The sequence below is a fragment of the Streptomyces sp. NPDC002209 genome (genome assembly GCF_042890265.1).
Classification (GTDB): domain Bacteria; phylum Actinomycetota; class Actinomycetes; order Streptomycetales; family Streptomycetaceae; genus Streptomyces.
In genome coordinates this window covers 116,833-140,085 of record NZ_JBIARX010000008.1, presented here as the reverse complement: position 1 = coordinate 140,085, position 23,253 = coordinate 116,833, and the positions used below count along the sequence as shown (strand labels likewise).

General features: G+C 71.8%; 4 protein-coding genes. All 4 read right to left on the bottom strand.

Translation table 11 applies throughout. From position 1 onward, the window contains the following. Nucleotides 1–39: 39 nt before the first annotated feature. On the bottom strand, nucleotides 40–18,657 hold the full coding sequence (locus ACFYXK_RS18105) for an SDR family NAD(P)-dependent oxidoreductase (protein ID WP_389411976.1): 18,618 nt from the start codon (nucleotides 18,655–18,657) through the stop codon (nucleotides 40–42). Between the two features lie 104 nt (nucleotides 18,658–18,761). After that, a complete protein-coding gene (locus ACFYXK_RS18100) occupies nucleotides 18,762–20,282 on the bottom strand; it encodes a long-chain fatty acid--CoA ligase (RefSeq protein WP_389411975.1) in 1,521 nt (506 codons plus the stop codon). A gap of 20 nt (nucleotides 20,283–20,302) precedes the next feature. After that, on the bottom strand, nucleotides 20,303–21,589 hold the full coding sequence (hemA, locus tag ACFYXK_RS18095; RefSeq protein ID WP_389411974.1) for a 5-aminolevulinate synthase: 1,287 nt from the start codon (nucleotides 21,587–21,589) through the stop codon (nucleotides 20,303–20,305). Between the two features lie 55 nt (nucleotides 21,590–21,644). Next, complete coding sequence (locus ACFYXK_RS18090) at nucleotides 21,645–23,228, bottom strand: class I adenylate-forming enzyme family protein (protein ID WP_389411973.1); 1,584 nt, start codon at nucleotides 23,226–23,228, stop codon at nucleotides 21,645–21,647. Nucleotides 23,229–23,253: the final 25 nt, after the last annotated feature.

The following is a 23,253-nucleotide window of genomic DNA, read 5'->3' as shown; positions in this document are numbered from 1 at the left end:
GCTTGAGGTAGTCGCGAAGTTTCTGCTCGTTGTTCATGTCTACCTGCCGAGTTCGTTGTCGAGTGCTGCGAAGAGTTCGTCGTCGGTCGCCAGGTCGATGTCGGCGCCGTCGGTGGCGCCGTCCATCGCCCGAAGCAGGCCGCGCAGTCGCGCGGTGTACGCGCCTGCCGGTCCGTCGCTGTCCGACGCTCCGGCGGCCCAGAGGGCGGCCTCAAGTGCGTCCAGGGCCGTCTGGACCGGGTCTGCCGCTTCGCCGACCAGCTCGCCCCGCAGGTGTTCGGCGACGGCTTGGGTGGTCGGGTGGTCGAAGACGAGCGTGCTGGACATCCGCAGTCCGGTCATGGTGGTCAGCCTGTTGCGCAGTTCGACCGCGGTGAGGGAGTCGAAGCCCAGGTCCAGCAGTCCGCGCTGGACGTCGATCGTCCGCGGGGCCGGGTGGGCCAGGACGATGCCGACCTGTTCCCTGACGAGGTCGAGCAGCAGCTGCTGCTGCTCTTGCGCGTCCAGGCCCGTGAGCCGCTGCGCCAGCGGGATCTCCGCCGGGGCGGAGGCAGGCGGGCCGGCCCGGCGCTCGGTGCGCACCAGGCCCCGGTACGGCTCGGGCAGGGCGTCCCCGAGGCTCCGCAGCACCGCGAGGTCGAGTGCCACCGGTGCGAGCACCGGTCGGGTCCCCGCCTCGCCGTCGGCTCGTGGCGCCTTGGCTCCGGCCAGGGCCGTGTCGAGGGCCGCGAGTGCCCGGTCGGTCGCCATCGGCAGGATCCCGTTGCGGGCGAGCCTGGCCCGGTCGGCACGGTCGAGGTCGCTCGCCATCCCGTCCTGCCACATGCCCCAGGCGAGGGACACGGCGGGCAGGCCCTCGGCGCGCCGGTGTTCGGCGAGCGCGTCCAGGAAGGTGTTGCCGGCGGCGTAGTTGGCCTGTCCGGCGTTGCCCACCAGGCCGGCGACGGAAGAGAAGAGGACGAAGTCCGTCAGCTCCAGTCCGGCGGTCAGCTCGTGCAGGTTCCAGGCGGCTTCCACCTTCGGCCGCAGGACCCGGGAGAGGCTCTCCGGGCTCATGGCCTCCAGGGTGGCGTCCTCGACGACTCCGGCCGCGTGCACGACCGCGGTGAGCGGGTGCTCGTCCGGGATCGAGGCGAGCAGCCCGGCCAGCGCGTCGCGGTCGGCCGCGTCGCATGCCGCGACCCGTACGTCCGCGCCGAGCGCCGTCAGTTCGGCGACCAGGTCCTGCGCCCCGCCCCGCCGGCTGGTGAGCAGCAGGCGACGGGCGCCGCGGCCGGTCACCAGGTGCCGGGCGACCTGGGCTCCGAGTGCGCCCGTGCCACCGGTGATCAGCACCGTGCGCTCCGGGTCGAACGCGTCGTCGGCGTCCGGGGTCCGGACCGGGTGCGGGACCTTGGCGAGCCGGGTCACGTAGGCCCGTCCCTCGTGCAGTTCGAGCTGCGGTCGCGGATCGGCCAGGGCCGCTGCGAGCAGTTCGCCGCCGGCCGGCAGGCCGTCCGTGATCACGTGCTGGAAGACTCCCGGGTGTTCCGACTCGGCGGTCCGCATCAGCCCGGACAGTGCGCTGTGCGCCAGTTCCCCGGTGCTGAGCACGGCGAGCCGCGCTCCGGCCGGCGCGTCGCCGGCGAGCCACTGCCGCAGTACCGCCAGCACCTCCTGCGTGACCCGGCCGGTCTCCTGCACGGTGGCCGGGCGTACCGGAAGGACGACCACGTCGGGTGCGGGCGCGCCGGCCGCCGTCGAGGCGGCCAGGGAGGCCAGGTCGGCGTGGTGCTCGGTGGCCCGGCCGAGGTCGGCCCGGCCGAGGTCTGCCTCGCCGAGGACCACGACGGTCGTGTCGCCACCGGCGGGGAGTTCCACGCCGGCCCGTTCCACCGCGTACACGTGCTGGTCGGAGGGGCGGGTCAGCGCGGCCCCCGCCGGCAGGGCCCGCAGGGCGAGCGATGCGACGGTGGCGACCGGTGCGCCCGTCTCGTCGGCGACGGCGACCGCGACCGTTCCGTCCGGGCCGGCCGACAGCTTGACCCGCAGGGTGCCGGTCCGGGGCCCGGTCAGCTGGACGCCGCCGAAGGAGAAGGGCAGCCGCAGTTCGGCCGACTCCTCCAGGAGCAGTGCGTGCAGCGCGGCGTCGAACAGTGCCGGGTGCAGGGCGAATCCATCGGGGTCGACGGACAGCCGTACCTCGGCGTAGAGGTCCTCGCCCGAACGCCATGCCGCCCGCAGGCCCTGGAAGGCGGGGCCGTAGTCGTAGCCCTGGTCGGCGAGGCGGTCGTACAGGTCCTCGACCGGCTGGGCTTCGGCGCCGGCCGGAGGCCAGGACGCGAGGTCGGGTTCGGGGCCGACGGGAACGGCGGCCACCACGGTTCCGGTGGCGTGCCGGTTCCAGACGTCGCCCTCCCGGTCCCCGCGCGAGTGGACGGCGACGGGCCTGCGGCCTTCTCCGTCGGGGCCGCCGACGGTGATCTGGAGCTGGAGCGCACCCTCGTCGGGAAGGACCAGGGGTGCCTGGAGGGCGAGTTCCTCCAGGCGCTCGCAGCCGAGTGCGGCGCCCGCGTGGAGCGCGAGCTCCACCAGGGCCGTGCCCGGGACCAGCAGGGTCCCGGCGACGGCGTGGTCGGCGAACCAGGGGTGGCTGCGGGCCGAGATCCGGCCGGTGAACAGGACACCGTCGGAGTCGGCGAGCGCGACCGCGGCCCCGAGCAGCGGGTGCCGTGCGGAGTCGAGTCCGGCCGAGGTGACGTCGCCGCCGCCGGGCCCCTCGGTGAGCCAGTAGCGCCGGCGCTGGAAGGGGTAGGTCGGCAGGTCCGCGGCCGGTCCGGCGTTCTCGCCGAACAGTGCGCGCCAGTCCACCGGAACGCCCCGTACGTGGGCGTGGGCCAGGGCGGTGACTGCGGTGTGCGGCTCGTGGCGCCCGCCGCGCAGCACCGGGACCAGGAGCGATCCCGCGTCGAGGAAGTCCTGTCCCATCGCGCTGAGCACGCCGTCCGGGCCGAGCTCCAGGAAGGTCCGTACGCCTTCGGCCTCCAGGGCGCGTGCCGCGTCCAGGAAGCGCACGGGCCGGCGGACGTGCCGGACCCAGTACTCGGGCGTGGTCAGTTCCTCGGCGCCGACGAGCCGCCCGGTCAGGGTGGAGACGATCGGGATGGTGGGCGCGGCGAACACGAGCCCCTTCGCGACCGTCTGGAATTCGTCCAGCATCGCGTCCATGTGCGGGGAGTGGAAGGCGTGGCTGACGCGCAGCCGCTTGGTCTTGCGTCCCCGGGCGGAGAGTTCGGCTCCGACGGCCTCGACGGCTTCCGCGTCGCCCGAGAGCACCACGGAGGTGGGCCCGTTGACTGCGGCGATGTCCAGCAGGTCCTCCCGTCCGGCGAGCAGCGGCAGCACCTCCTGCTCCTCGGCCTGCACGGCGAGCATCGCGCCCCCGCCGGGCAGTGCCTGCATCAGCCGGCCGCGGGCCGCGACGAGCTGCGCCGCGTCCGACAGCGAGAGCACGCCGGCGACGTGCGCGGCGGCCAGCTCGCCGATGGAGTGGCCCGCGAGGAAGTCCGGCCGTACGCCCCAGCCTTCGAGGAGCCGGAAGAGCGCGACCTCGGTTGCGAACAGGGCGGCCTGCGTGAAGCCGGTCTGGTCCAGCGGCGCCGGGTCCTCACCGAAGAGGACGTCGAGCAGCGGGGTTTCCAGCCATCGGTCGAGCTCTTCGCATACGGCGTCCAGGGCCCGGGCGTAGGCGGGGTAGGCGGTGTACAGCTCCCGGCCCATGCCGAGTCGCTGGCTGCCCTGACCGGTGAAGAGGAAGGCCGTACGGCCGTCCACGGGTGTGCCCCGCACGGTCAGTTCCGCGCATCCGCCGGCCGCTTCGGTGGCGGTGGAGGCCACCACCACGGCGCGGTGCGGCAGTCCGGCCCGTCCGACGGCCAGGCTCCGGCCCGTCGATGCCAGGTCCTGCTGCCCGGTGTCGGCGAGGGCCGCACCCAACCGGTCGGCCTGCGCCAGCAGGGCCGCGTCGTTGTGCGCGGACAGCAGCAGCGGCACGACCGGCATCGGCTCGGCCGGCGGGACCGTCCCCTCGGCCGGCGGCTGCTCCACGATGACGTGGGCATTGGTGCCGCTGATGCCGAAGGAGGACACGCCTGCCCGGCGCGGCCGCTCGGACTCGGGCCACGGCACCGCCTCGGTGAGCAGTTCCACCTCGCCGGCGGACCAGTCCACGTGCGGGCTGGGCTCGTCGATGTGAAGGCTCCTGGGGAGCACCCCGTGCTGCATCGCCATGACCATCTTGATGACGCCGGCCACACCGGCGGCGGCCTGGGAGTGTCCGATGTTGGACTTCAGGGAGCCCATCAGGAGGGGCGACGGGCGCTCCTGCCCGTAGGTGGCGAGTACGGCCCGGGCCTCGATCGGGTCGCCCAGCGTGGTGCCGGTGCCGTGGGCCTCCAGCGCGTCCACGTCCGCCGTGGTCAGGCCCGCGTTGGTCAGGGCCTGACGGATCACCCGCTCCTGGGAGGGGCCGTTGGGGGCGGTGAGGCCGTTGCTCGCACCGTCCTGGTTGACGGCGGTTCCGCGGATCACGCCGAGGATCCGGCGGCCGTTGCGCCGGGCGTCGGAGAGCCGCTCCAGCAGGAGGACTCCGGCGCCTTCGGCCCAGGCCGCCCCGTCCGCCTGCGCGGAGAAGGGCTTGCACCGGCCGTCCGGTGCCAGGCCGCGCTGCCGGCTGAACTCCACGAACAGGGTGGGCGCGGCCAGTACGGTCACACCGCCGGCCAGGGCCAGCCCGCATTCGCCGTTGCGCAGCGCCTGGGCGGCGAGGTGGACGGAGACGAGCGAGGAGGAGCAGGCGGTGTCGACGGTGATCGCCGGTCCCTGCAGGCCGAAGGTGTAGGCGACGCGGCCGGAGGCGACACTGACCGTGCTGCCGACCGCCAGGTAGCCCTCCAGGGCCTCGGGGGCGTCCTTCAGGCGTGCCGCGTAGTCGTTGGCCATGACACCGGCGAACACACCGGTCTGGCTGCCCTTGAGAGAGGTCGGGTCGATGCCCGCGCGCTCGAAGGCCTCCCAGCAGATTTCCAGCAGCAGGCGCTGCTGCGGGTCGATGGCGACGGCCTCCCGGGCGCTCACCCCGAAGAACTCGGGGTCGAACTGCGGGGCCTCGTAGAGGAATCCGCCGTGCCGGGTGTACGAGGTGCCCACGTGGTCGGGGTCCGTGTCGTACAGGCCGTCCAGGTCCCAGCCGCGGTCGTCCGGGAACGGGCCGATGGCGTCCCGCTCGTCGGACAGCAGCGCCCACAGCTCCTCCGGGGAGCTGACCTCGCCGGGGTAGCGGCAGGCCATGGCGACGATCGCGATCGGCTCGTCCGAGGCGCCGGCGACCGGTTCGGCCACGGCCACCGCGGCGGCCGAGCCGAGCAGTTCGGTCCGCAGGAAGCCGGCCAGCTCGGCCGTGCTCGGGTAGTCGAACACCACCGTCGCGGGCAGCTTCAGACCTGCGGCCGCGTTCAGCCGGTTGCGCAGTTCCACTGCCTTGAGCGAGTCGAAGCCCAGCTCGTTGAAGGCCCGGTCGGGCGCGACCTGGCCTGCGTCGGTGTGCCCCAGTACGGAGGCCACCACGCCACGGACCAGTTCCAGCAGCGCGCGCTCCTGGTCCTGGGGGGTCAGGGGTGCCAGGCGTTCCTGGAGGGAGTTCCCTCCCGCCTGCTCGCCGGCGGCGGCGCGCCGCGCCGGACGCACCAGGCCGTGGAAGAGCGCGGGCAGCGTGCCGTCCTCGCTCTGTGCCCGCAGTCCGGTGTGGTCCAGCAGCGCGGGAACGAGCACCGGCCGACGGGTCGCGAGGGCCGCGTCGAACAGCGCCAGCCCCTGCTCGCTGCCGATGGGGGCGACGCCGCCCCGGGACAGGCGGGCGAGGTCGGCGTCGGTCAGGTGACCGGTCATCCCGCTGCCCTCGGCCCACAGGCCCCAGGCCAGCGACGTACCGGGCAGGCCCAGGGCCTGGCGGTGCTGCGCGAGGGCGTCGAGATAGGTGTTGGCGGCGGCGTAGTTGGCCTGTCCCGGGGTGCCGACCGTACCGGCCAGCGAGGAGAACAGGACGAACGCGTCCAGCTCCAGGCCGGCCGTCAGCTCGTGCAGGTGCCGGGCGGCATCGACCTTGGGGCGCAGCACGGTGTCGAGCTGCTCGGCCGTGAGGGCGTGCAGCGTGCCGTCGTCGAGGACGCCGGCGGTGTGCAGGACCGCGGTGAGCGGGTGCTCCGAGGGGATCGCGTCCAGCATCGCGGCGACCGCGCTGCGGTCGGCCGTGTCACAGGCGGCCACGGACACGTCGGCCCCGTGGGCCGTGAGTTCGGCCTCCAGCTCCGCCATGCCCGCCGCGTCCCGGCCGCGGCGGCTCGCCAGCAGCAGGTGCCGTACGCCGTGTTCGGCGACGAGGTGGCGGGCGAACAGCCGGCCCAGGGTGCCGGTGGCGCCCGTGATGAGCACGGTGCCCCCGGGGTTCAGGGCGGGCACGGTGTCGTCCGTCGTGGGCGACTTGACCAGCCGCGGCACGAGCAGTGCCCCGTCCCGCAGGCTCACCTGCGCGTCCGGTACGGCCAGCGCACGGCCGAGCTCGGCCTCGGGGAGGTCCCAGTCCGTCAGGTCCAGCAGGCCGAACCGGTCGGGGTTCTCGGCCATGGCGGTACGCACCAGCCCCCAGACGGGAGCCGAGCCGAGTCCGGCCTCCGTGCGGGCGGTGGTCGCGTCACGGGTCACGAAGACCAGGCGCGAGTCGGCGAACCGCTCCTCGGCGAGCCACTCCTGGGCCAGCCGCAGGGCCCGGTGCGCCACGGCGCCGGGGCCGTCCTCGCCGGGGAAGGGGGCCACGACGAGCGGCGGGGTCCCGACGATGCCGGCGAGGTCCGAGTAGCTGCCCAGGGGGGCGGGCAGACCGTGGCCGAAGTCGTCGAGGACGGCCCATCCGGCGGCCGGGGCGGCCTGAGGGGCGGTCGTCCACTCCACCTGGAGCAGCGGCCGGCGGGGGGTGCCCGAGCCGGCGAGCCGCGCGGGGTCCACGGCCCGCAGGCTGAGCGTCTGCACCGATGCGATCGGCGCACCGCTCGCGTCGGTGAGGGACAGGGCGGCGCCCGAGCCTTCCGGGGTGATCCGTACGCGCAGCACGCCGGCGTTCACCGCGTGCAGCCGCACGCCGGTCCAGGCGAACGGCAGCGCCAGGCGGCCGTCCTGTGCGAGCGCCAGCGGGTGCAGGGCGGCGTCGAGGAGGGCCGGGTGGATCCCGAACGCGCCCGGGGGGACGTCCTTCGGGAGCGCGACCTCGGCGAACGTCTCCTGGCCGGCGCGCCACATCGCCCGCAGGCCCCGGAAGGTGGGCCCGTACTGGAAGCCCCGCTCGGCGAGCGTGTCGTACGCCGCCGTCAGGTCGACCGGCTCGGCGCCGGCCGGGGGCCAGGCGGTGTCGGCCGGTACGCCCGCACGTCCTTGCGCGTGACCCAGTACGCTGGTGGCGTGCAGGGTCCACGGGTGGACCGCGGCGTCGTCGGACTCGGGCTCCGGGCGGGAGTGGACCGACAGCGCGCGCCGGCCCTCCTCGTCCGGGGCGTCGACCACGACCTGGAGCTGGACTCCGCCGCGGCCGGCCAGCACCAGCGGTGCCTGGAGGGTCAGCTCGTCGAGCTGGTCGAGGCCCGTGTGGTCGCCCGCCCGGATGGCGAGGTCCACGAAGGCGGTACCGGGGAGCAGCACGGTGCCGGCCACGGCGTGGTCCGCCAGCCAGGGATGCGTGTTCAGGGCGATCCTGCCGCTCAGGACCAGCTTGTCCTCGTCGGCCGTCCAGAGCGCGGCGCCGATGAGCGGGTGCCGTTCGGCGGCCATGCCGAGCCCGCCCGCGTCCCCGGCGGGCGCCGGGCCCTCCAGCCAGTGGCGCCTGCGCTGGAAGGGGTAGGTCGGCAGGTCGACGACCGCGCCGGGTCCGCCGACCACGGCAGTCCAGTCGAGCGGGGCGCCCGAGACGTGGGCCTGCGCCGCGGAGGCGAGGAAGTCGTCGAGTCCGCCCTCGTCGCGGTGGAGCGAGGGCACGGTGACGGCGCCGTCGTAGGACGTGTCGTCGATCGTCTCCTGGAGCGCGATGGTCAGCACCGGGTGGGCGCTGGCCTCGATGAAGACGCGGTGGCCCTGGTCGAGCAGGGTCCGGGTGGCCTCCTCCAGCTGGACGGTCCGGCGGAGGTTGCGGAACCAGTACGCGCCGTCGAGCTCCTCGCCGTTCAGCGGCTGTCCGGTGACGGTGGAGAGGAAGGGCACCTTGACGGGGCGCGGGGTGAGCGAGGACAGGGCGTCGAGAAGCTCGTCCCGCAGGCTTTCGACGTGCGCGGAGTGGGAGGCGTAGTCGACCGGGATGCGCTTGGCGCGCATCTTGTTGGCCTTGCAGTGGGCGACCATCTCCTCGAGAGCGGTCACCTCTCCGGCGACCACCACGGAACGCGGGCCGTTGTGCGCGGCGATGTCGATGGCGCCGTCCCAACGGGCGACGAGCTCGCGGACCTCGTCGGCCGGCAGGGCCACCGACACCATCCCGCCCGTACCCGCCAGCTTCACGATCGCCCGGCTGCGCAACGCCACGACCTTCGCCGCGTCCTCCAGCGACAGAGCACCGGCAACCACGGCCGCCGCGATCTCACCCTGCGAGTGACCGACCACCGCATCCGGCTCGACACCCACCGAACGCCACAACGCGGCCAGGGAGACCATCACCGCCCACAGCGCCGGCTGCACCACGTCCACCCGGTCGAAACCGGGCGCACCCTGCGCACCGCGCAAGACCTCCAGCAGCGACCAGTCCGTGAACGGCGCCAAAGCCCGCTCACACTCCACCAACCGGGCCGCGAACACCGGAGACGAATCGAAGAGCTCCAGAGCCATGCCCTGCCACTGCGAACCCTGACCCGGGAACACGAACACCGTCTTGCCCGAGCCCGTGACCGCGCCCTGCACCAGGTTCGCCGCGGAACCGCCCGAGGCCAGCGCTCCGAGGCCCGCCAACAGCTCGTCCCGGCCGGCGCCCGAAACCGTCGCCCGGAAGGGGAGGTGCGGGACCCGGGTCGCGAGAGCCGAAGCCACCCGCGCCGGGTCGACGTCCTCCGAGGCCAGCAGCTCGCGCACCTGGCCGGCACGCGCCGCCAGGGCCGCCTCGCTCTTCGCCGAGACCACCAGCGGCAGCCCCGCCACCACCGGCTCACCGGCCACGACCGGCTCCGGGCCCTGCTCCAGGACCACGTGCGCGTTCGTACCGCTGATGCCGAACGAGGACACGGCCGCGCGACGCGGACGCGCCACCTGCGGCCACGCCCGACGCTCGGTGACCAGTTCCACCGCACCCGTCGACCAGTCGACGTGCGGCGTCGGCTCGTCCACGTGCAGCGTCGCCGGAAGCTCCCCGTTGCGCATCGCCATCAGCATCTTGATGATGCCCGCGACACCCGCGGCAGCCTGCGTGTGACCGATGTTCGACTTGATCGATCCCAGCCGCAGCGGCTCTTCGCGGTCCTGGCCGTAGGTGGCCAGCAGCGCGTTGGCCTCGATCGGGTCACCGAGCCGGGTACCGGTGCCGTGCGCCTCGACCGCGTCCACCTCGTGCGGAGCGAGGTGGGCATTGGCGAGGGCCTGGCGGATGACGCGTTCCTGCGAGGGCCCGTTGGGGGCGGTGAGGCCGTTGCTCGCACCGTCCTGGTTGACCGCGGAACCACGGATCACACCGAGGATGTCGTGCCCGAGCCGCTGGGCGTCCGACAGGCGCTCCAGCACCAGCATGCCCGCGCCCTCGGCCCAGCCCGTGCCGTCCGCCGAAGCCGCGAAGGACTTGCAGGTCCCGTCCGGCGACAGACCGCGCTGACGCGAGAACTCGACGAAGGTCGTCGGCGTGGACATCACGGTGACACCGCCGGCGAGTGCCATCGAGCACTCGCCCTGGCGCAGTGCCTGAGCGGCCAGGTGCACCGCCACCAGCGACGAGGAACACGCCGTGTCCAGCGTCACCGCCGGTCCCTCGAAACCGAACGTGTAGGCCACCCGGCCCGACAGGACACTCGAGATCGTGCCCGTCAGCAAGTGCCCCTCGAAGCCCTCCGGAGCACTCCCCAGCCTCGATCCGTAGTCGTTGTACATCACGCCCGCGTAGACACCGGTCGAGGAACCGCGCAGCGAGGCGGGGTCGACTCCGGCACGCTCCAGCGCCTCCCACGCGACCTCCAGCAGCACACGCTGCTGCGGGTCGGTCGCGATCGCCTCACGCGGGCTCAGACCGAAGAACTCGGCGTCGAACTCGGCTGCCTCGTAGAGGAATCCGCCCTTGCGGGTGTACGACTTGCCGATCTTGTCGGGGTCCGGGTCGAAGAGGCCGTCCACGTCCCAGCCGCGGTCGGACGGGAACTCGTCGATCGCGTCCCGGCCCTCCGCCACGAGCCGCCACAGGCCCTCCGGCGAGGTGACCCCGCCCGGGTAGCGGCACCCCATGCCGACCACGGCGATCGGCTCGTCCAGTCCCGGGGCGTGGGCGGTCACCGACGGGACGGCGGGCGCTCCGGTCGCGTCGAGCCGCTCCAGCAGGGCGTCCGCCACCGCCTGGGGCGACGGGTGGTCGAACACGAGGGTGGTGGGCAGTCGCAGCCCGGTCACCGAGTTGAGCCGGTTGCGCAGTTCGACACCCATGAGGGAGTCGAAGCCGGTGTCCTTGAAGGCCCTGGCCGGGTCGATGTCGGCGTTGGCCCCGTGCCCGAGAACCAGCCCCACGGTCTCCCGTACGGTCTGCAGCACGGCCTGCGCGCGCTCCTGCGCGGGCAGCGCGACCAGCCGCTGGACCCACGACGTGTCGGCGCCGCGGGCGGCGCCGGCCGCCTGCCGGCGGCGGACGCGGACCAGGCCGGTGAACAGCTCGGGGAGCGCGTTCTCCTCGGCCCGGGCGCGCAGGGCGCCCAGGTCGAGTTCGGCGGGGACCAGCAGCGGCTCGGCCGAGGCGAGCGCCGCGTCGAACAGCTCGAGACCCAGTTCCGGGGTCAGCGCGACGATTCCGCTGCGCTTCCACCGCGCGACGTCGGCGTCGGCGAGGGTTCCGGCCATGCCGTCGGCGCTGTCCCACAGGCTCCACGCGAGGGAGGTGGCCGGCAGGTTCCGGGCGCGGCGGTGCTGCGCGAGGGCGTCGAGGAAGGTGTTCGCGGCCGCGTAGTTGGCCTGGCCGGCGTTGCCCATGAGACCCGCGATGGACGAGAACATGACGAACGAGGCGAGGCCGAGGGACTCGGTGAGGCGGTGCAGGTTCCAGGCCGCGTCCACCTTCGGACGCATCACCCGCTCCAGCTGACCGGCCGACAGCGACGCGACCGTCGCATCGTCCAGGACGCCCGCCGTGTGCACCACGGCAGTCAGCGGACGCTCGACCGCGACCTCGTCCAGCAGAGCCGCGAGCGCGTCGGGGTCCGACACGTCGCACGCCGCGGTCCGGGCCCGCGCACCCAGCTCCGCCAGCTCCGCCACGAACTCGGCGGCACCCGGGGTCTCACCACCACGACGCGACACCAACAGCAGGTGCCGCGCTCCGTGGTGCGTCACCAGTCGGCGCGCCACCAGACGGCCCAGCGTGCCCAGAGCGCCGGTCACCAGGACCGTACCCTCCGGGTCCAGGCCCTCCACCGCACCCGCCACGGCACCCGCAGCACGCGTCAGACGCGGCACGAACAACTCGCCGCCCCGCACCGCCACCTCGGGCTCACCCGAAGCCAGCACGGCGGGCAGCAGCTGCCGACCGCCCTCGTCCGCGTGGACGAGGACCAGCCGGTCGGGCTGCTCGGTCTGCGCCGTACGGACCAGGCCCACGAGCGGGGCCGTGTGCAGCGCGCCGTCCGGCACGACGAGGACGAGGCGGCTCTCCGCGAACTGCGGGGCGGCCAGCCACTCCCGCACCGCCTCCAGCCCGCGCGCCGCCGTGGCGTGGGTCTGGTCGAGCACATCGCCGGTGGTGCCGACGACGAGCTCCTGCTCGCCGATCACCACGAACTCCGGTACGGCAGATCCGGCGTCGACCGCGGCGCCGAGCGCGGCGAGGTCGGCGTAGGGCGCCTCGCCCAGCCGGACCCACCGCTGGTCGGCGACCGGCTCGGCCGCCGGGACGGCCTCCCAGCCCACCCGGTACAGGGACTCCACGGCCGGACCGGCAGCGGCGAGCTGATCGCGGGCGATCGGCCGCAGGGCGACCGACTCGATCGCCGCCACCGGAGCGCCGGCGCCGTCGGCGAGAGCGAGACGGGCCGTGTCCTGGCCGGTACGGGTCCAGCGGACGCGCAGCACCGTGGCACCGACCGCGTGCAGCACGAAGCCCGAGAACGAGAACGGCAGACGGATCGTGCTGTCGTCCTGCGCCGAGGCCGCGGCCTCCAGCACGAGCGGGTGCAGGACCGCGTCGAGGGCGGCGGGGTGCAGGCCGAAGCGCGCGGCTTCGGCGTGGAGCCGGTCGGGCAGGGCGACCTCGGCGAAGAGGTCGTCGCCGGCGCGCCAGGCGGCGCGCAGGCCGTGGAAGGCCGGTCCGTAGCCGTAGCCCAGGTCGTCGAGGCGGTCGTAGACGCCGTCCAGTGCGATGGGGGTGCCATCGGCCGGGGGCCACTGGTCCAGGGGAACGCCCGGCGAGGGGACGGAGGACGTGAGCAGGCCGGTCGCGTGGGCGGTCCACTGCTCTTCGCCGGTCCGCGAGTACACGGTGAACCGACGATCGCCGCGCGCGTCGGCCCGGTCGACGGTCAGCCGCAGCTGGGCGCCCGTCCTCTCGAAGAGGATCAGGGGTGCCTGGAGGGTGAGTTCCTCGACGGTGGCGTAACCCAGCTGCTCGGCCGCGGTGCCCGCGAGCTCCAGGAACACCGTCCCCGGAACCAGGACCGTCCCGCCGATCGCGTGGTCGGCCAGCCACGGATGCGAGGACGTCGACACCGAAGCCGAGAACTGCACCGCATCGCCATCGGGCTCCGTGATCATCGCGGCGAGCAGCGGGTGGTCCACGGCCGTCAGGCCCAGACCCGCCGCATCACCGGAACGCGGGGCGTCCAACCAGAAGCGCTCACGCTGGAACGCGTACGTCGGCAGCTCCACCACGCCGGAACCCGGCAGGAACCCCTCCCAGTCCACGTCCACGCCATGCGCGTGCACCGCGCCCAGGGCGGCGAGGAGGGAGCGCTTCTCGGCACGGTCCTTGCGCAGCACCGGAACCACGACGACGCCCTCGGTGTCGGCCAGGCACTCGCCCGTCAGACCCGCAAGCGTCCCGTCGGGACCCAGCTCCACGAACGCCGTCACACCGAGACCGGCCAGCGTGGCGATGCCGTCGGCGAAGCGGACCGCCGAACGGGCCTGAACGGCCCAGTACTCGGCGGTGAACTCCTCGACCACCTCACCGGTGACGTTCGAGACGACCGGGATCCGGGGAGCCGAATGGGTGAGGGTCCGGGCGACCTCGGTGAGCTCCGCCAGCATTGCGTCCAGGTGCGCGGAGTGGAAAGCGTGGCTCACCTTCAGCCGCGTCGCCTTCACGCCCTCCCCGCGAGCCAGCTCCAGGACTTCGAGCACTGCCGTCTCGTCGCCCGAGATCACGGTGCTTGCAGGGCTGTTGAACCCGGCCACGTCCACACCGGAACGACCCTCGAGCCACCCGGCGACGCGCGCTTCGCCCGCGTTCAGGGCAGCCATCGCCCCGCCCTCGGCAACACCCTCCATCAGGCGGGCCCGCGCACACACCAGACGCGCGGCGTCCTCGAGCGACAGCACACCCGCCACGTGGGCCGCCGCCAGCTCACCCACCGAATGACCCACCAGGTAGTCGGGGGTCACCCCGTGATGGGACAGCAGACGGAACAGGGCCACCTCGACCGCGAACAGCGCAGGCTGGGTGAACGCCGTCCGCTGGAGCAGCTCCGGCTCACCCTCGATCACCCCGGCGAGCGAACGGTCCAAGTGGACGTCCAGCGCCCCGACGACCTCGTCGAACGCGGCCGCGAACACCGGCTCCGCCGCGTACAGCTCGCGGCCCATGCCGACACGCTGGCTGCCCTGCCCGGAGAACAGGAACGCCACCGAACCCGCCGGGACGGCCTCGCCCGGGGTCAGCGCCCGCAGGGCGTCCAGGAGCTCCTCACGGCTCTCCCCCACGACCACCGCACGGTGATCGAAACGCGCACGCGACGCGGCCAGCGAACGGCCCACGGCCACGACGTCCAGCTCCGGCCGCTCCGCCAGGAACGACACCAGCCGATCCGCCTGCTCCGACAGAGCGGCCCCCGACCTGCCCGACACCACCCACGGCACCGGACCCGACACCGACCGCTCCTCCGCGGCAGCTTCGCTCTGCGTGACCTGCTCGACGATGAGGTGCGCGTTGGTACCGCTGATGCCGAAGGCCGAGATGCCCGCCCGGCGCGGCCGGTCGAGCTCCGGCCACTCCTGGGCCCGGGTCAGCAGCTCCACCGCGCCTGCCGACCAATCGACGTGCGAGGTCGGCTCGTCCACGTGCAGCGTCGCCGGGAGGACCCCGTGCCGCATGGCCATGACCATCTTGATCACGCCCGCGACACCCGCCGCGGCCTGCGTGTGACCGATGTTCGACTTCAGCGAGCCGAGTCGAAGCGGCTCCTCGCGGCCCTGGCCGTAGGTGGCCAGCAGCGCCTGCGCCTCGATCGGGTCGCCGAGCTTGGTGCCCGTGCCGTGCGCCTCCACCGCGTCCACCTCGGACGCCGACAGGCGGGCGTTGGCCAGCGCGGCCCGGATGACCCGCTCCTGCGAAGGCCCGTTCGGGGCCGTCAGGCCGTTGCTGGCACCGTCCTGGTTCACGGCGGAACCACGGATCACCGCGAGCACCCGGTGCCCGCCCCGCTCCGCGTCCGACAGCCGCTCCAGCACCAGCAGACCCACGCCCTCGGCCCAGCCCGTACCGTCCGCCGCCGAGGAGAACGCCTTGCAGCGCCCGTCCGGCGACAGACCGCGCTGCCGGGAGAACTCCACGAACATGCCGGGCGTGGCCATGACGGACACACCGCCGGCGATGGCCACGGAGGACTCGCCCTGGCGCAGCGACTGCGCGGCGAGGTGGAGCGCGACGAGCGAGGACGAGCAGGCGGTGTCGACCGTCACCGCCGGGCCCTCCAGCCCGAAGGTGTAGGCCAGCCGGCCCGAGGCCACACTGGCGGTGTTGCCCGTCAGCAGGTAGCCGTCGTACCCGCCGGACGGCTCGTGCAGCCGCGGCCCGTACTCCATTGCCGTCGCGCCCACGTAGACGCCGGTGCGGGTGCCGCGCAGCTCGGCGGGGTCGATGCCCGCCTGCTCGAAGGCCTCCCAGGCCGTCTCCAGCAGCAGCCGCTGCTGGGGCTCCATGGCCGCCGCCTCGCGGGGACTGATGCCGAAGAACTCGGCATCGAACCGGTCCGCGTCGTGCAGGAAGCCGCCTTGGGTGGCGTAGGTCTTGCCGGGGCTGTCCGGATCGGGGGTGAAGAGCGCATCGAGGTCCCAGCCCCGGTTGGTCGGGAATCCGCCGACCGCGTCGGCCTCGCTGCTGACCAGACGCCACAGGTCCTCCGCAGAGGCGATCCCTCCCGGCAGCCGGCACGCCATGCCCACGATCGCGATCGGCTCGTCGAGGGCCACGGCCTCGTACGCGTCGTCCTCCTGGTCCGGGTCCTGGTCCTGGTCGAGGCCGCGGAGCCGGCCACTGAGGTGTTCGGCGAGTACGGCCGGGGTCGGGTGGTCGAAAAGGAGGCTGGAGGGCAGCGAGAGCCCGGTGGCCCTGTTCAGCGCGTTCCGGAGCTCGACGGCCGCAAGGGAGTCGAAGCCCAGGTCCTTGAAGGTCGTGTCGATGCCCACGTCGCGCGCCGATCCGTGGCCGAGCACCGCTGCCGCGTGCGCACGCACCAGTTCCAGCTCATCGCCGCGCCGCGCGGACCGCTTGGGAGCGCTCCGCCGTGCCGCGGCGGTCCGGGCCGGGACCGGCCCGGTCGCCGTGCCCTCCAGCCAGTAGGGCTCGCGCTGGAAGGCGTACGTGGGCAGGTCCACCAGACCCGGACCCAGCAGGAACCGCTCCCAGTCCACCTCCACGCCGCTCGCGTGCGCCTCTGCGACCGAGGCCAGGAATCGACCCCGTCCGCCGTCGTCGCGCCGCAGCGATCCGACGACGACAGTGCCGCCGACGCCGGCCGCGTCGGCCGTGTCGCCGAGGGCCGAGGTGAGCACCGGGTGCGCGCTGACCTCGATGAAGACGCGATGCCCGTCGCCGAGCAGAGCACGGGTGGCCTCTTCCAGCCGGACGGTCCCGCGGAGGTTGCGGAACCAGTACCCGCCGTCGAGCTCCTCGCCGTTCAGCGGCTGCCCGGTGACGGTGGAGAAGAAGCTGATGTCACCGGTACGCGCGGTGACGCCGGCCAACAGCTCCCGCAGCTCGTCCTCCAGCAGGTCGACGTGGGCGGAGTGGGAGGCGTAGTCGACCGGGATGGTGCGGGCACGGTATCCCTTGGCCTCGCTCTGGGCGACGAGGTCGGCCAGGGCCTCCGGGTCGCCGGAGACGACCGTGCTCATGGGGCCGTTGTGCGCGGCGATGTCGATCGCGCCGTCCCAACGGGCGACGAGCTCACGGACCTCGTCGGCCGGCAGGGCCACCGACACCATCCCGCCCGTACCCGCCAGCTTCACGATCGCCCGGCTGCGCAACGCCACGACCTTCGCCGCGTCCTCCAGCGACAGAGCACCGGCAACCACGGCCGCCGCGATCTCACCCTGCGAGTGACCGACCACCGCATCCGGCTCGACACCCACCGAACGCCACAACGCGGCCAGGGAGACCATCACCGCCCACAGCGCCGGCTGCACCACGTCCACCCGGTCGAAACCGGGCGCACCCTGCGCACCACGCAAGACCTCCAGCAGCGACCAGTCCGTGAACGGCGCCAAAGCCCGCTCACACTCCACCAACCGAGCCGCGAACACCGGAGACGAATCGAAGAGCTCCAGAGCCATGCCCTGCCACTGCGAACCCTGACCCGGGAACACGAACACCGTCTTGCCCGAGCCGCCCGGCACCGCACGACCCGACACCACGCCAGCGGCAGGCATGCCCTCGGCCAGCGCCGCAGCGCCCGCCAGAAGCTCCTCGCGGGTCTCCCCCACGACCACCGCACGGTGATCGAAACGCGCACGCGACAGCGCGAGCGAGCGACCCACCGCCGCGACGTCCAGCTCCGGCCGCCCCTCCAGGAACGACACCAGCCGCTCCGCCTGACCGGCCACGGCCTCGGCCGACTTGCCCGACAGCACCCACGGCACCGCACCCGAGCCGGACTCGGCGCCCGACTCGGCGCCGGGCAGCTCCTCTTCCGCCGCCGACTCGGTGCGCCCGTCCGAAAGCACGACGTGGCAGTTCGTACCGCCCACGCCGAACGAGCTGACACCCGCGTAGAGCGGCTCGTCCGGCCGCGGCCATGCCCCGTGGCTTCGCTGCACGGCGAGCTTCCACTCGTCGAACGGAATGTCCGGGTTGGGGGTTTCGAAGTTCAGGCTCGGCACGAGCTCGCGATGACGGATGCAGAGCGCCGCCTTCAGCAGGCCGACGATGCCGGCGGCACCCTCGAGGTGTCCGACGTTGGTCTTCACCGATCCGACCCGCAGCTCGGCTCCGTCCACGCGGCCGTCGCCGAGCACCGCGCCCAGGGCCGACGCCTCGATCGGGTCGCCCACCTTGGTTCCCGTGCCGTGCAGTTCGACGTACTGCACCTGCTCCGCGGACACCTCGGCGCGCTCGTACGCCTGCCGCAGGACGTCCTGCTGGCCGGCCGGACTCGGCGCGGCGAGACCCTCGGTCGTCCCGTCGTTGTTCATCGCGCTGCCGTGCAGCACGCAGTAGATCGGGTCGCCGTCCGCCATGGCGGCGTGCAGCGGCTTGAGCACCACGAACGCGCCGCCCTCACCGCGTACGTATCCGTTCGCCCGGGCGTCGAAGGTGAAGCTGAGGCCGTCCGGTGAAAGTGCGCCGAACCGCTCCGCGCCGATGGTGCTGTCCGGCACCAGATTGAGGTTGACGCCGCCGGCGATGGCCATGGCGGACTCGCCGCGGCGCAGGCTCTCGACTGCCAGGTGCACGGCGACCAGCGAGGAGGACTGGCCGGTGTCCACGGCCGCACTCGGTCCGTGCAGCCCCAGGGTGTAGGAGATCCGGTTGGCAACGACGCCGCGGTTGAGACCGGTCAGGGTGTGCCGGGTGATGGCTTCGACCCCGTGCTGACGGGTGAGGGCGGCATAGTCGTCGGCGATGACGCCGACGAAGACACCGGTCCGGCTGTCGGCGAGGTCGGACGGGACGATCCTGGCGTCCTCCAGTGCCTCCCAGGCGAGCTCGAGCATCAGCCGCTGCTGCGGGTCCATCGACGACGCCTCGCGCGGACTGATGCCGAAGAAGCCCGCGTCGAAGCCGCTGACGTCCTCGAGATAGCCCCCCGGCCGAGAAGGCAGTTCGGGGCGGCCTGCCGGGGGCGCACCGATCGCACTGCGGCCGTCGCGCAGCAGCTGCCACAGTTGCGCGGGGTTCTCCGCATGCGGCAGTCGGCAGGACATACCGACGATGGCGATGGCCTCGGTCGATGTCGACGTGTCAGCTTGGAATTCACCCATGGTCGGTCGCCCTACCTATTGTTACGTACGATGCCTGAGCGGAGGCGTAGCACTCGCAGCGGTGCTGCGAGTGCTACGCCCGTGTGAATCTGTTTCGTTTGCGGCTACGCGCCGGTGGTCGACTCGTATTGCGAGACGAGCACCCGCTTGAGAACTTTTCCGCTGGACCCCGTCGGGAGAGCGTCGGTGAACTCGACTCGGCGGGGGTACTTGTATGCGGCGAAACGCTGTTTGCCCCATTCGATGATTTCTTCGTGCGATCCGGAGGTGACGTCCTCCGGCCGGGCAGGCACGACGATCGCCCAGACCTCCTCGCCGAGCACGGGGTGCGGAACACCGATCACCGCAACCTGCGCCACGTCCGGGTGCCCGAGGAGGATCTCCTCGATTTCGCGCGGATAGACGTTGTAGCCACCACGCAGAATCAAGTCCTTCTTGCGGCCGACGACCGAGAGGTAGCCGTCGCCGTCCAGCCTGCCGAGATCACCGGTGAGGAACCAGCCGTCCATCAGAACCTCGGCGGTGATGTCCGGGCGACCCAGATATCCGGCCATGACGTTCGGACCGCGCACCACGATCTCGCCCACCTCGCCGACGGGCAGGAGTTCGATCCTGTCGGCATTCGGCCGGGCTATGCCGACGGTGATGCCGGTGATCGGAACACCGACCGTTCCGGATCGAAAAGTCAGGCCGGGATAGTGATAGGCGACGCTGCAGGAGGTCTCGGTCATCCCGTAGCCCTCGTACACAGGACATCCGAACGTGCTGCGGACATCCTCGAGGGTCTTGACCGGAAGCGCCGATCCCCCGCTGTACACGCGGTCGAGCCGAGGAACCGGCTCTCCCTGGGCCACCGCATCGAGCAACTTGAAATACATGGTCGGCACGCCCATGAACACCGTGCACCGGTGTTCCGTCATCAACGCGAGGGCCTCCCGTCCGGAGAACCTCGGCATCATGACGATGGATATGCCGGCGCGGAATCCGGTCAGCATGCCGCAGATCTGACCGAAGCCGTGCGACAGCGGAAGGCACCCGAGCAGTACGTCGTCACTCCGGAACATGTACGGAGTGGCGACCATCCTCTCGACGTTGTACAGAATGTTCCGGTGGGTGAGCATCACGCCTTTCGGCTCACCCGTCGTACCGGACGTGTAGAACACGACCGCGACGTCGTCGGGTTCCCGCACCGCGCAATCGTCGATCGGCGCCGTGTCCCGTGCCGCGTCCTCCAGGTCGACCGTGCCCGCGGGGCCCGGGCCGACCGTGAAGAGCACCGTGCCGAGCGGCTCCGCCGCCTCGCTCGCCCGGGCGAGCAAGGGGGCGGCGCACACCAGGAAACGGGCGTCGGCATCGGTCAGTACGTGCTCGATCTCCGACGCGGTCAGCATGACGTTCAGCGGGATCACGACGGCGCCGGCCGCCAGCACGCCGAAGTACACAGCCGGGAACTGCGGGGTGTCGGCCAGGAGCATGGCGACCCGGTCTCCTGGCCGTACCCCGTTGGCCCGCAGCACGGAGGCGTAGCGGCGTGCCCGTTCCCACAGCCACCCGTAGGTGAAGTGCTCGGACTCGTAGATCACGGCCGAGTGTTCGGGTCGCCGCGCCGCCGTGTCGGCCAGCACGCCGGCAACTGAGATGGTCATTACGACAGCAGTCCGTCTTCCGCAGCGGTGCGGGCGCCGCCACCGCGGAGCTCGGACGTGGACCAGTCCCGGGCACTGGCGGTCGGGATGTCCAGTTCCTTCCAGATCCCGTGAAGGGCGTCGGCGAAGTTCTCGACGTCCTTCTGGTCGTGCACGGCGGACGGAGCGATCCTCAGGATCTCCTCGCCCGCGGGCACGCTGGGGGCGTTGATGGACTGGACGTAGATCCCGTGCCGCTCGAACAGCAGCTGGGACGCCCGCTTGCACAGGTCGTCATCACCGACGAAGGCCGCGACGATGTGGGAGTCCGTCGAAATGAACGGGATGTCGGCCGAGATCAGCAGGCTGTGCAGAAGCTGCGCGTTCTCCGAGAGGAGCTTTCGCTCGATGTCGGAGGACCGCAGGTACTGGACCGACGCCAGCGCACCGGCCGCGACCGCCGGCGGCAGCGAGGTGGTGAAGACGAACGAGCGCGAGAAGGTGCGCACCGCGTCCACGAGGGCCGCCGGTCCCGCAATGTAGCCGCCGACCGTTCCGTAACCCTTCGCCAGGGTGCCCATCACCACCGTGAACCGGTCGGCGATGCCTTCCCGCGCGGCTATGCCGGCGCCCTGCGGGCCGTACATGCCGACCGCGTGGACCTCGTCGATGAAGGTCGTGGCACCGTACTTGTCCGCGATGTCGGCAATCTCGGCGAGCGGCGCAACGTTGCCCGACATGGAATAGACCGATTCCACGACGATGAGCTTCGGGGCGTCCGCGGGAGCGGCCGCGATCAGCTCTTCCAGGTGGGCGACGTCATTGTGCCTGAAGACGTGCTTCTTCGCGCCGCTGTGCCGCAGACCGTCGATGATCGAGGCGTGGTTCTTCGCGTCGGAAAATACGATGGTGTCCTGCGGGAGCCCCGCCAGTACGGAGAGGGACCCCTCGTTGGCCGTGTATCCCGACGTGAAGAGGAGAGCGGATTCCTTGCCGTGCAGATCCGCCAGCTCGTTTTCGAGAAGGACGTGGTAGTGGTTGGTTCCACCGATGTTCCGGGATCCGCCGGAGCCCACGCCATGGGCATCGATCGCGGCGTGCATGGCCTCGACGATCTGGCGGTTCTGACCCATTCCCAGATAGTCGTTGCTGCACCAGACGCTTACTTCCGAATCCACCCCGTCGCGCCGCGCACTGGCCAGGGGGTAATGGCCGGAACGGCGGCCGATCTCCAGGAACTCACGCTTGCTTTCAGCAAGATCGTCAGCGGTGTTCCCACTCAGGTATGATGCCAGATGAACGTTCATTCACTCGCCTTCTCGACGTAGCGGTTGGATTGACCTGCGAACCGAAAGGTCTGCGCTAGGAATACTGCGACTTCAGGAGCGCCTTGTCGGGCTTGCCGGTACTGTTCATCGGCAGCTCGCTCAAGACATGGAACTTCTCGGGCACGTGAATCGGGGACAGTTTCTCGGCAATGCTCGCGCGGATGTCCTCCACTTCGACCACCTCAGCCGGATCGCATTCGATTGCGGCGTGGATGTGATCGCTTCCGTCCTCGTCCTGCACGCCGTATACGGCGGCGTGCCGGACACCCGGGTGGGCAAGAATTTCCGCCTCGAGAACGATGGGGTGAATCTTGACGCCACCGACCTTGACGACGTGGGCCATCCGACCCAGGAGAGTCAAATAGCCTCGCTCGTCGAGACGGCCGATATCTCCGGTGAAATACCATCCGTCACGAAGGACGCGTGCAGTCAGTTCCGGTTCGCCGTTGTAGGCGTCCATCATCTGAGGCGAGCGGACGCGAACCTCACCGACTTCCCCGACCGCCAGTTGCGCACCCGAATCCGAGTTGCAGACAGCAAGTTCCACCCCGGGGAAGGGCCGACCGACAGTGGCCGCGAGATCCGGGTCGCCGTGCTCCTCAGGCGTCAGGATCGTGATCCGGCCACACTCGCTCGCGGCATAACCCTGAGCCATGGCGGGGCCGAAGATCCGAAAAGCCTGTGCAATTCGGGCGGGCGCCGCGGGGCTGCCGCCGTAGACGATCCGCTTCAGCGAAGAAAGGCCCGCAGCTTCCAGGGCATCCCTGTCGCCGATTCCTCGCTCAACCAAATGATCGAGGACGTGGAACACGTGATTCGACGCCATGAACGTCCACGAGATCTCCTTTTCGGCGGAGACGGTGTCGACGAACTTCTCGGCATCGAAGGCCTCATGGGCATGGATCGCTCCGCCCAGGGCGAAGACCGCGTCTGCCATCGGGGCGACGCCATGACTCAGAGGGGTCGATATCAGGATCGACGCACAGTCGTACTCACGACCGACATCCATCCATGCACGCACGGTGGCTTCCCACGCGCGGCCCGACAACCGGATTCCCTTGGGCCGTCCCGTGCTGCCACTCGTGAAGTTGATGAAGGCCAGCGCATTCGGGTCCCATGAAACGGCGTCCAGGGTGTCGGCAACATCGGCCCGGCCGGCCTCATCGCCTTCGCCGCGCTGAAGTCGCGTCACCGGGATCCCACTGCCGTCAGCAAGCTCTGCCGCGCGCTCCGAACCTTCGGCATCGGCATAGATGGTCACGGCTTCGGTCTCACGCAGGATCTGGATCTGGTGATCCAGCGGGAGGACCGTCGCCCTGGTACCGGGGTTGGTGGTTCGCAAATAGCACACGGCGCCGCCGAGCAGGTGCGTCGCGTACCGCACGGTGAGCGTCTCGGGGCTGTTGGGTGCGATCAGGACCGCCACCACGTCCCCCTTGCCCACTCCGCGGTTGCGCAGCGCAAGGAACGTTTCCGTCACGGACCGGATCAGATCGCCACCGGAGAAGGATTCGCCGCGCCAATGGAAGAAATCTCGATCCGGCGCGGCCGCGAGCAGCGAGAGGATCTCCGAGACATAACTTTGACTTGCGCGCCACCAAGGCTCGGGCAGGCTCATGGGACTTCCTTTGATTTTGCCAACC